The organism is Amycolatopsis sp. NPDC004079 (assembly GCF_040610415.1).
GTDB classification, from domain to species: domain Bacteria; phylum Actinomycetota; class Actinomycetes; order Mycobacteriales; family Pseudonocardiaceae; genus Amycolatopsis; species Amycolatopsis halotolerans.
The window spans coordinates 1-7,997 of sequence record NZ_JBEXMH010000141.1 but is presented as its reverse complement, the minus strand read 5'-3'; the positions used below and the strand labels follow the sequence as shown (position 1 = coordinate 7,997).

Sequence of the window (7,997 nt, the reverse complement as noted above, 5' to 3'; positions counted from 1 at the left end):
GTGATCGCCTGGGGGCGATCACACCGCTCCTCAGACGCCGACGCGATCCCGCGTTGTGGTCGGGTTTAGGGAAGTGCGTGAGACTGGGTTAGTCAGCGCCTGTGCGGGTGTGTTCGTCTAGGGCGGTTAGTCGGGCGCGGATTTGGTCTAGGTGGTCGGTTAGTTCTGGGAGTTCTTCGGCCACGTAGGTGAGCAGGCGTTCTAGGTGGCGCAGGGTGGTGCGGGCCTCGTCTAGGGCGGTGGCGATTTTCGGGATGGTTTCGGCTGCCTCTAGCACTGATGCGAACAGGCGGCGGATCAGGTGCACGGTGACTCGGGGTCCGGCCAGGACGGCTGAGAACACAGGCCCCTCCTACGGGGGGTACGGGCGTCGCGGGTCTTCGTACCTCATTCGCGGGGAGAGTGTCCGGGCGGGGGCCGCGGGGTGTTACTGGTGTGACTCTGCGGGTTTGGTGGTGCTGATGAGGTGGTCGATGGGTTCGCGGGAGGCGATTAGGGCTGCGAGGACCGTGGTTACTGGGACTGCTGCGACGATGCCTACTGAGCCTGCCAGGGTGCGGATGATTTCTGCGGCGATGTCTTCGCTGCCTAGCAGGGAGCCCAGGCCTACGCCGGAGATAGCGGAGTAGAGCATTACGGGCAGTGCGGCGCCTGCGTAGGCCATGACCAGGGTGTTTACCGCGGAGCCTACGTGGTCTCGGCCGATTCGCAGGCCTGAGCTGTACAGGTCTCGCCAGCCTAGGGACGGGTTCGCTCGGCGCAGTTCCCATACTGCGCTGGTTTGGGTGATCGTTACGTCGTCCAGCACGCCCAGCGCGCCGATCACGATGCCTGCCAGCAGCAGGCCTCTGGCGTCGATGCCGTGGCCTAGGGAGGCGATCAGGGTGGTGGTGCTGTCGTCCAGGCCGGTCAGGGAGGCGGCGGCGGAGAAGATCGCCGACAGGATTCCGATCAGGGCGAGGCTGACCAGGGTGCCTAGTACGGCGACTGAGGTTCTCGCGGACAGGCCGTGCGTCAGGTACAGGGCGATGAACATGATCGCGCCTGCTCCGGCGATCGCGACTAGCAGCGGGTTTTCTCCGGAGAGGATTGCTGGCAGCACGAAGAGGACGATCACTACGAAACTCAGGACCAGGGCGACTAGCGCGGCTAGGCCTTGCCAGCGGCCCAGTACGAGCACGGCGACTGCGAACAGGGCGGCGAGCAGCACCAGGGGGGTGCCGCGTTGGAAGTCGACGAGGGTGAATGACTGCGGGTCGAGGGGGTTGCCGCCGTTGTAGGCGAGGACGACCTTGTCGCCTGCGGTGAAGCGTGGCGTGCTTGGTTCGATCGGGACAGTCAGCCGTACCGGTTTTCCGGCTGCTGGGCCGTCGGACATGTGCAGGTCGACGGTGAGGCACGGTTTCGCGTTCGGGTCTGGTTGCGAGCCGACCTGCACTTGGCCGGGTTGCAGGCACGGGCCGGAGGTTGCGGTGGTGATCGCTGCCTGGACGGGGGTGCCTTGCTGTACGGCGCTTTTCGGCAGGGAACTGCCCCACGGGTACAGGATGATCATGCCTACGACGGTCGCCAAGGCCAGCGGGGCCAGGAGCCAGATCAGGAGTTTGCGGACTCGCTGGGACGCGGGGGCAGCCGGGCCGTGGCCGTGTCCATGACCGTGGCCGTGTCCGGTTGGCTGCGGGGTTTCCTTGGCGGAGGCGGGTTGGGGAGTGTCCTTTTCGGACTGTGGGGGGCGGGCCGGGGGACGGCGGCGGGTGCCGGGCGGCGGAGTGTCGCCGGGGCGGCGGGGGAGGCGCAGTTCGCCCGATTGCGAGCCGCTGCGGAGTTCGCCGGATTCGGAGCCTCGGGAATCCGCGGGGCGCGGGGCGCGGGGTGCGCCGGGCTGGGGAGGCCGTGGCGCGGCGGCGCGCGGGCGTCGGGGTTCGTCAGGACGTTCGGGGCGGCGTCCCGGGTCGCCGGTGCGCCCGGGAGCGCGGTCGGCCGGTCGGCCGGGTTCGCCGGTGCGGCCGGGTTCGGCGCGGCGTGGGCGGCGCGGAGCATCCGGACGGGCGCGGGGAGGGGTGGCGGGCGGTGGCACGGCGGGGGACGCGGGTTCGCCCGGCACTCGCGGGAGCGGGCCGGTGTCGTCGGGGTCCTGATCGGGGTAGTCGTGCGGTGCCACGGCGGACATCCTGCCCTCCCGGCTCGCGGCTCACCCGTACCGGGTGGGGGAGGAGGCGGGCGTATCCGGCGTTTCGTTCAGGCGTGCGCAGAACGGAGGTGCACGCGCCGATATGCCGAGGGCGGCGTGTCGAAATGGTCCAGAAACGCTTGCCGGAGGGTCTCCGTGGAGCCGAAACCGCAGCGTCGCGCGATCGCGGCGAGCGGGAGGTCGGTGCCGGACAGCAGGCGGGCGGCGTGTTCCGCGCGCACCGTCCGGACGTATTTGCCCGGCGTGGTGCCGAGATGGGCGTCGAACAGGCGGGTCAGCTGGCGGGTGCTGATGCCGGCCTGGTTCGCCAGGGCGGGGGCACCGAGGTCGTCGGCGAGATGCTCGGCGACGTACGCGGTGAGGTCGCGGACCTGCCGGTGTTCCGGCGGCGGACCGGCGAGGAACATGCTCACCTGGGCCTGGTTTCCCGGCCGCTGCAAATAGGTGACCAGCGACCGGGCGGCCTCGCGGGCGAGCGTCGGGCCGTGGTCCTCCTCGACGAAGGCGAGGGTGAGGTCGAGCCCGCTGGTGACGCCGGCGGAGGTGTAGACGTCGCCGTGCCGCACGAAAAGCGGCACCGGATCCACGGTCACCGACGGGTACTGCTCGGCGAGCCGCGAAGCGTGCGACCAGTGCGTGGTCGCGCGACGGCCGCTCAGCAGCCCGGCGGCGGCGAGCACGGTCGCCCCGGTGCAGACCGACGCCGTCCGCCTGCTCTCCTGCGACAGCCGCCGTACGTGCGCGAGCAGCCGTTCGTCCTTGGCCGCGGCGTAGTGGCCGAGCCCGCCCGCGACGACGAACGTGTCGAGCGGGCCGCGGACCTGGTCGATCCGGATGTGCGGGGCGAGCGTGAGCCCGGACTGGCAGGCGAAGGGGAGCCCGTCGACGCTGGCGAGCCGGACCTCGTACGGCCGGGCCGCGCCGAGCCGGGTGGCGGCGTCGAAAACGTCGGACACGCAGGCGATGTCGAGCAGTTCGGCGTCGGGGTACCCGAGGATCACGACCTGCCGGGGGGTACTCGGCATGGCCGCACGGTAGCAGCTCGCCCGGCCGGATCAACCGGGTTCGCAGGATTTCGGACACGCGTGTCCCGGCCGGGCCGCGGGGGCGGGAGCCTGGCGGCATGACTCAGAAGACGTTCGCGTTCGTCGTGTACCCCGGCCTGACGCCGCTCGACCTGGTGGGACCGCTGCAGGTGATCAACAGCCACGCGGCGGCGGACCCCTCGGTCCGCGTGGCGGTGGTCGGCGAAACCCTGGAACCCCTCGGCACCGACACGCCGCTGCGGATCGCGCCGAGCCATACCTTCGACCAGGTTCCGGACCCGTCCTGGGTCCTGGTCCCCGGCGGCGCCGCGCCGACGCTGCGCGCGCTCGGCGACGAGACGCTCGTCGGCTATCTCCGCCGCGCCGCGGAGTCCGCCGAACTGATGACCTCCGTGTGCACCGGTTCGCTGCTGCTCGGCCAAGCTGGGCTGCTCGAAGGCCGCGAAGCGACGACGCACTGGACCTTCCTGGACACCCTGCGCGCGTTCGGCGCCAAGCCGGTCCGGCAGCGCTGGGTCGACGCGGGCGAGGTGATCACCGCCGCCGGGGTGTCGGCGGGGATCGACCTCGCGTTGCACCTGGTGGAGCGGATGCGCGGGACGGATGCCGCCCGGCTGGTCCAGTTCGGCATCGAGTACGACCCGCGGCCGCCGCTCGGCCCGCTCGACTGGTCGCTCGCCCCGCACGAGCAGATGCGGCCGTTCGTCGACCACATCGTCCGCGAGGGTCTCGCCGATCAGCCGGAGCTGCGCGAAAAGCTGCTGGCGCGCTCGTGAATCGCCCCACCCGGCTGAGGCGGGACGGTTTGCCAGCGCCTCGCGGGCGCGTACCGTTCCGCCAATGGGTTCTCGCGGGGATGCCGGTCTGACCGTCTTCACCAGCAGGAGAGACGGCGACATCGTGCTGGTCACAGCTGCGGGCGAGATCGACATCGCGTCGGTGGGGCAATTCCGCTCCGCGCTTTCCGCCGCCTCCGGAGCCGGCGGAAAACTCGTGGTGGACCTGTCGCGGGTCGGCTATCTCAGCTGCGCCGGGCTGCGCGTGCTCGAGGAGACGAGTCACGTCCGGCCGACGCTGTCGATCGTGGCGACCGGGCCGCTCGTGCTGCGCGCTTTCGCGGTGTCCGGGATCAAGGCTCCGGTGCGCAGCGGGCTGCGGGAGGCGTGCGCCGCCGCGGGGGCGTGAATCCCCGGCCGGAATCTGGGTACCCGTGGGGTGGAACCGAGATCTGCTGAGGTGATCCAGATGTCCACCAGCACGATGTCCGGCAAGACCGCGGTCTCCGGGGGTGCAGCGGGACTCGCTGTGCTGGCCGGGCTGTACCTGATCGCCGCGCCGTGGCTGCTGCGCTTCGGCGGGGCCGCCGAACTCGCGGTGAGCAACACCGTGGCCGGGCTCGCCATCGTCATCTTCGCCGCGATGCGCGCGCGGGATTCCGGGGCTCAGGCGTTGACCTGGGTACTGCCGGTGCTCGGCGCGTGGGCCGCGGTGTCTCCGTTCTTGCTTCGGTACGGCGACGAAACAGTGCCGTCGGCCGGCGCGGTGACCGGCAACGTGATCGCCGGGGTCGTGGTGGCCGCCGGTGGCGCGGCGTTGCTGTCGCGCCGCCGCTGACGTCAGCCGAGCGCGTCGGCGAGCCAGCGGCTCCAGGTCGCGATTTCGGCGGTCTCGTCGACGTCCGGGCGGAACAGATGATGTCCCACCGCGATCGGCATGCCGAGCAATGACCGTTCGTGGAAGCGGTAGAGGGCGTCCTCGGTGCGGACTCCGGCGTAGTTCGGGGTCGAGTAGTCGAGGACGCCCTCTACCGTTTCGCCGCCCACCCTGAACTGGACCGCTTGCCCAGTTGAGGATTCGGCGGGCAGGCCGAGCGCGGCCAGCAGCTTCGGCCACGCGTCGCGGCTCGCCGACGAGGCCGGACCGTCGGCGGTCACGTACGTCGCGAAACGGCCGGGGAAGTGCGCCAGCAGTTCGGCGAGCGTGTGCAGGTACATCTCCCAGCCGACGGCGAACGACTCGTGGTACTCGTCGTCCCAGCCATCCTGGACGAACCCGCGGTGCACAAATCGGAGTACGGAAGTGCCGCCTTCGGCCGCTTCCACGAGGAACTCCATCGCGTCGAACGTGCCGTCCTCGGCCGCCTCGCCCCGGTAGGCGAACCTGCGCGGGGGATCCCAGGCGGTGATCTCCGCCTCGGTGCGCATTTCGCCGAGGCGGAAGCGGATCCGCTTGGCCGCGGCGTCGACCTCGTGGCGGCCCATGAACCACGAATCGATGCCGGGCCCGGTCGCGACCGCCTCCCACACGGCTTCGGGTCCCGCGGGCAGCTGAACCTCTTTGCGCACCTCGAACTCGCGTGGCATCGGCGGCGTTCCTCCTCGTGGTCGGTCCTGGCCACGGTGCCATTGACAATAATACTTGTCAATGCGGTGGCGGTTCGCCTGATCGGTGACAGACTGCGAAGGGACTCTCACGAAGGGACGCAGAAGCATGGCGACGGTGGCCGACCAGTTGATCGACGTTCTGGTGCAATCCGGGGTGCGCCGGATCTACGGGGTGGTGGGCGACAGCCTCAACCCCGTCGTGGACGCGGTGCGCCGCACCGGCGGTTCGGCGCGCGGCGGGATCGACTGGGTGCACGTGCGCAACGAAGAAGCCGGTGCGTTCGCCGCCGCGGCCGAGGCGCAGTTGACCGGGCGGCTCGCGGTGTGCGCGGGGAGTTGCGGGCCGGGGAACCTGCATCTGCTGCAGGGGGTTTACGACGCGCATCGCTCGGGGGCGCCGGTGCTCGCGATCGCCTCGCACATTCCGTCCACGCAGATCGGCACCGGGTTCTTCCAGGAGACGCATCCGCAGCATTTGTTCGCCGAGTGTTCGCATTACTGCGAGATGGTGAGTTCGCCGGAGCAGATGCCGCGGCTGGCGCGGATCGCGGTGCAGAACGCGGTCGGGCGGCGTGGGGCCGCGGTGCTGGTGCTGCCCGGGGATGTGTCGCATGAGTCCGCCGCGCACGCCACGGGGGAGTCGGCGTCGCTGGGGAGCCCGCCTGCTGTCGTGCCCGCTGAGGCTGACATCGCTCGCCTCGCCGACCGGATCGACCGGGCCGAGAAGGTGATGATCATGGCCGGCGCGGGGTGCCGGGACGCGCATGACGAGGTGCTCGCGCTCGCTGACGCGGTCGGGGCTCCGGTGGGGCATTCGTTGCGGGGCAAGGAGTTTGTGCAGTACGACAATCCGTTCGACGTGGGCATGAGCGGGTTGCTCGGGTACGGGGCCTGTTACGAGGCGATGCACGAGGCTGATCTCGTGTTGTTGCTGGGCACGGACTTCCCGTACGACAACTTCTTGCCGCAGCGGAATACCGTGCAGGTGGACATCGATCCGGCTCGGATGGGGCGGCGGTCGGTGCTGGAGTTCGGGGTCCAAGGTGACGTCGGGGCCACGGTTCGCGCCGTCCTGCCTCGGTTGCGTGAGCGCGGGGATCGGTCGTTCCTGCATGCCATGCTGCGCAAGCACGAGCGGGGGCTGCAGCGCGTGGTCGACGCTTACACGACGGAGGTCGCCAACCATATTCCGTTGCATCCGGAGTTCGTCGCGGATGTGCTGGACGAGGAAGCTGCCGAGGACGCGGTGTTCACTGTGGACACCGGGATGTGCAATGTGTGGGCGGCTCGGTACGTCACGCCTAATGGGCGGCGGCGGATCTTGGGGTCGTTTGTGCACGGGAGCATGGCCAACGCGTTGCCGCACGCGATCGGGGCGCAGGCCGCTTCGCCGGGGCGGCAGGTCGTCGCGATGTGCGGCGACGGCGGGCTGGCGATGTTGATGGGGGAGTTGTTGACGCTCAAGACGCATGCCTTGCCGGTCAAGGCTGTGGTGTTCAACAACTCTTCACTGGGGATGGTGAAGCTGGAGATGCTCGTGGACGGGTTGCCGGAGTTCGGCACCGACCACGACCAGGTCGACTTCGCCGGGATCGCCCGGGCGGCTGGGTTGTATTCGCGGCGGGTGGAGAAGCCCGGGGAGGTTCGGGACGGGCTTAGGGATATTTTGGCGCATGACGGGCCCGCGGTGCTGGATGTGGTCACGGATCCTAATGCGTTGTCCATTCCGCCCAATATTACCGCTGCTCAGGTTAAGGGGTTCGCGTTGGCGGCCAGCAAGACTGTGCTGAGCGGGGGAGTGGGGAAGATGCTGGGGCTGGCCAAGTCCAATTTGCGGAACATTCCTCGGCCTTGATTCGGGCGTTCTCCGGGGCTGAAGGTGCCTGATCTTGGGTGATGTTCGGGCAGAGGTCTCCTGGGACGGTGGCCGTTCGGCTGTGCGTGCTGGGAAGGTCGGGTTTGTGCCCGGGGTTTCCGGGCGGGCGGGAATCCGAGGAGTGGTGCATGACTGTGGTGCGCAAGGCGGCTTCTGTTGGGGTGCTTGCCGCGGCTATCGCGGTGGCGGGGGCTGGTACGGCGTTGGCTGACGATCCTGGGACGCCTCGGCTTTACAGTTCGTACGGGGAGTGTATGACTGCTGGGAACATTCTTGCGCAGCAAGGGAAGGCGCATGTTTTTGAGTGTGTGGCGCTGGGGGCTACTCCGCCTGGGGTGCCGTCCAGCGTGTGGCAGTTGATTATTCACTCTTGACGGGCTCGTCGGGCCTCGTCGCCTGGCGGCGACATTGGCCCGTTGGTTGCGTGGGGCACCCCGAAGCCCGATTGTGACTACGGCGCGGGGGTGTTTGTCAAGGCGGGAAAGATGCCTTGACAAACA

At 69.4% G+C, this 7,997-nt stretch carries 8 protein-coding genes; 4 read left to right on the top strand and 4 right to left on the bottom strand.

Annotated elements, in window-relative coordinates:
* Nucleotides 1-88: 88 nt before the first annotated feature.
* From ABZX37_RS48970 to ABZX37_RS48960, 3 genes are all read right to left on the bottom strand, one after another.
* Nucleotides 89-343: a hypothetical protein gene (locus tag ABZX37_RS48970; RefSeq protein WP_354751203.1), complete on the bottom strand. Its 255-nt coding sequence runs from the start codon at nucleotides 341-343 to the stop codon at nucleotides 89-91.
* An 84-nt stretch (nucleotides 344-427) separates the two neighbouring features.
* Nucleotides 428-2,170: a YibE/F family protein gene (locus ABZX37_RS48965; RefSeq protein ID WP_354751202.1), complete on the bottom strand. Its 1,743-nt coding sequence runs from the start codon at nucleotides 2,168-2,170 to the stop codon at nucleotides 428-430.
* 68 nt (nucleotides 2,171-2,238) lie between these two features.
* Nucleotides 2,239-3,216: a helix-turn-helix domain-containing protein gene (locus ABZX37_RS48960; protein ID WP_354751201.1), complete on the bottom strand. Its 978-nt coding sequence runs from the start codon at nucleotides 3,214-3,216 to the stop codon at nucleotides 2,239-2,241.
* Between the two features lie 98 nt (nucleotides 3,217-3,314).
* On the opposite strand from ABZX37_RS48960, the gene ABZX37_RS48955 reads away from it, so the two are divergent.
* The 3 genes from ABZX37_RS48955 to ABZX37_RS48945 all read left to right on the top strand — a co-directional run bounded on the left by ABZX37_RS48955 (nucleotide 3,315) and on the right by ABZX37_RS48945 (nucleotide 4,851).
* Nucleotides 3,315-4,013 (top strand): DJ-1/PfpI family protein, encoded by a 699-nt coding sequence (locus ABZX37_RS48955; RefSeq protein WP_354751200.1) that lies wholly within the window; start codon nucleotides 3,315-3,317, stop codon nucleotides 4,011-4,013.
* Nucleotides 4,014-4,077: 64 nt separating this feature from the next.
* Complete coding sequence (locus tag ABZX37_RS48950; RefSeq protein WP_354751199.1) at nucleotides 4,078-4,422, top strand: STAS domain-containing protein; 345 nt, start codon at nucleotides 4,078-4,080, stop codon at nucleotides 4,420-4,422.
* Between the two features lie 60 nt (nucleotides 4,423-4,482).
* The gene (locus tag ABZX37_RS48945) at nucleotides 4,483-4,851 is read left to right on the top strand and encodes an SPW repeat protein (RefSeq protein ID WP_354751198.1); all 369 of its coding nucleotides are present in this window, start codon (nucleotides 4,483-4,485) and stop codon (nucleotides 4,849-4,851) included.
* 2 nt (nucleotides 4,852-4,853) lie between these two features.
* On the opposite strand, the gene ABZX37_RS48940 is transcribed toward ABZX37_RS48945, so the two are convergent.
* Complete coding sequence (locus ABZX37_RS48940) at nucleotides 4,854-5,600, bottom strand: SRPBCC domain-containing protein (RefSeq protein ID WP_354751197.1); 747 nt, start codon at nucleotides 5,598-5,600, stop codon at nucleotides 4,854-4,856.
* Between the two features lie 127 nt (nucleotides 5,601-5,727).
* On the opposite strand from ABZX37_RS48940, the gene ABZX37_RS48935 reads away from it, so the two are divergent.
* Entirely contained in the window at nucleotides 5,728-7,476 is a 1,749-nt protein-coding gene (locus ABZX37_RS48935) for a pyruvate dehydrogenase (RefSeq protein WP_354751196.1), read from the top strand.
* Nucleotides 7,477-7,997: the final 521 nt, after the last annotated feature.

Bases quoted from the DNA above. Each gene is read 5' to 3' on its own strand.
- ABZX37_RS48965 (WP_354751202.1), bottom strand. From the start codon at position 2,170: ATGTCCGCCGTGGCACCGCACGACTACCCCGATCAGGACCCCGACGAC.
- ABZX37_RS48960 (WP_354751201.1), bottom strand. From the start codon at position 3,216: ATGCCGAGTACCCCCCGGCAGGTCGTGATCCTCGGGTACCCCGACGCC.
- ABZX37_RS48955 (WP_354751200.1), top strand. From the start codon at position 3,315: ATGACTCAGAAGACGTTCGCGTTCGTCGTGTACCCCGGCCTGACGCCG.
- ABZX37_RS48950 (WP_354751199.1), top strand. From the start codon at position 4,078: ATGGGTTCTCGCGGGGATGCCGGTCTGACCGTCTTCACCAGCAGGAGA.
- ABZX37_RS48945 (WP_354751198.1), top strand. From the start codon at position 4,483: ATGTCCACCAGCACGATGTCCGGCAAGACCGCGGTCTCCGGGGGTGCA.
- ABZX37_RS48940 (WP_354751197.1), bottom strand. From the start codon at position 5,600: ATGCCACGCGAGTTCGAGGTGCGCAAAGAGGTTCAGCTGCCCGCGGGA.
- ABZX37_RS48935 (WP_354751196.1), top strand. From the start codon at position 5,728: ATGGCGACGGTGGCCGACCAGTTGATCGACGTTCTGGTGCAATCCGGG.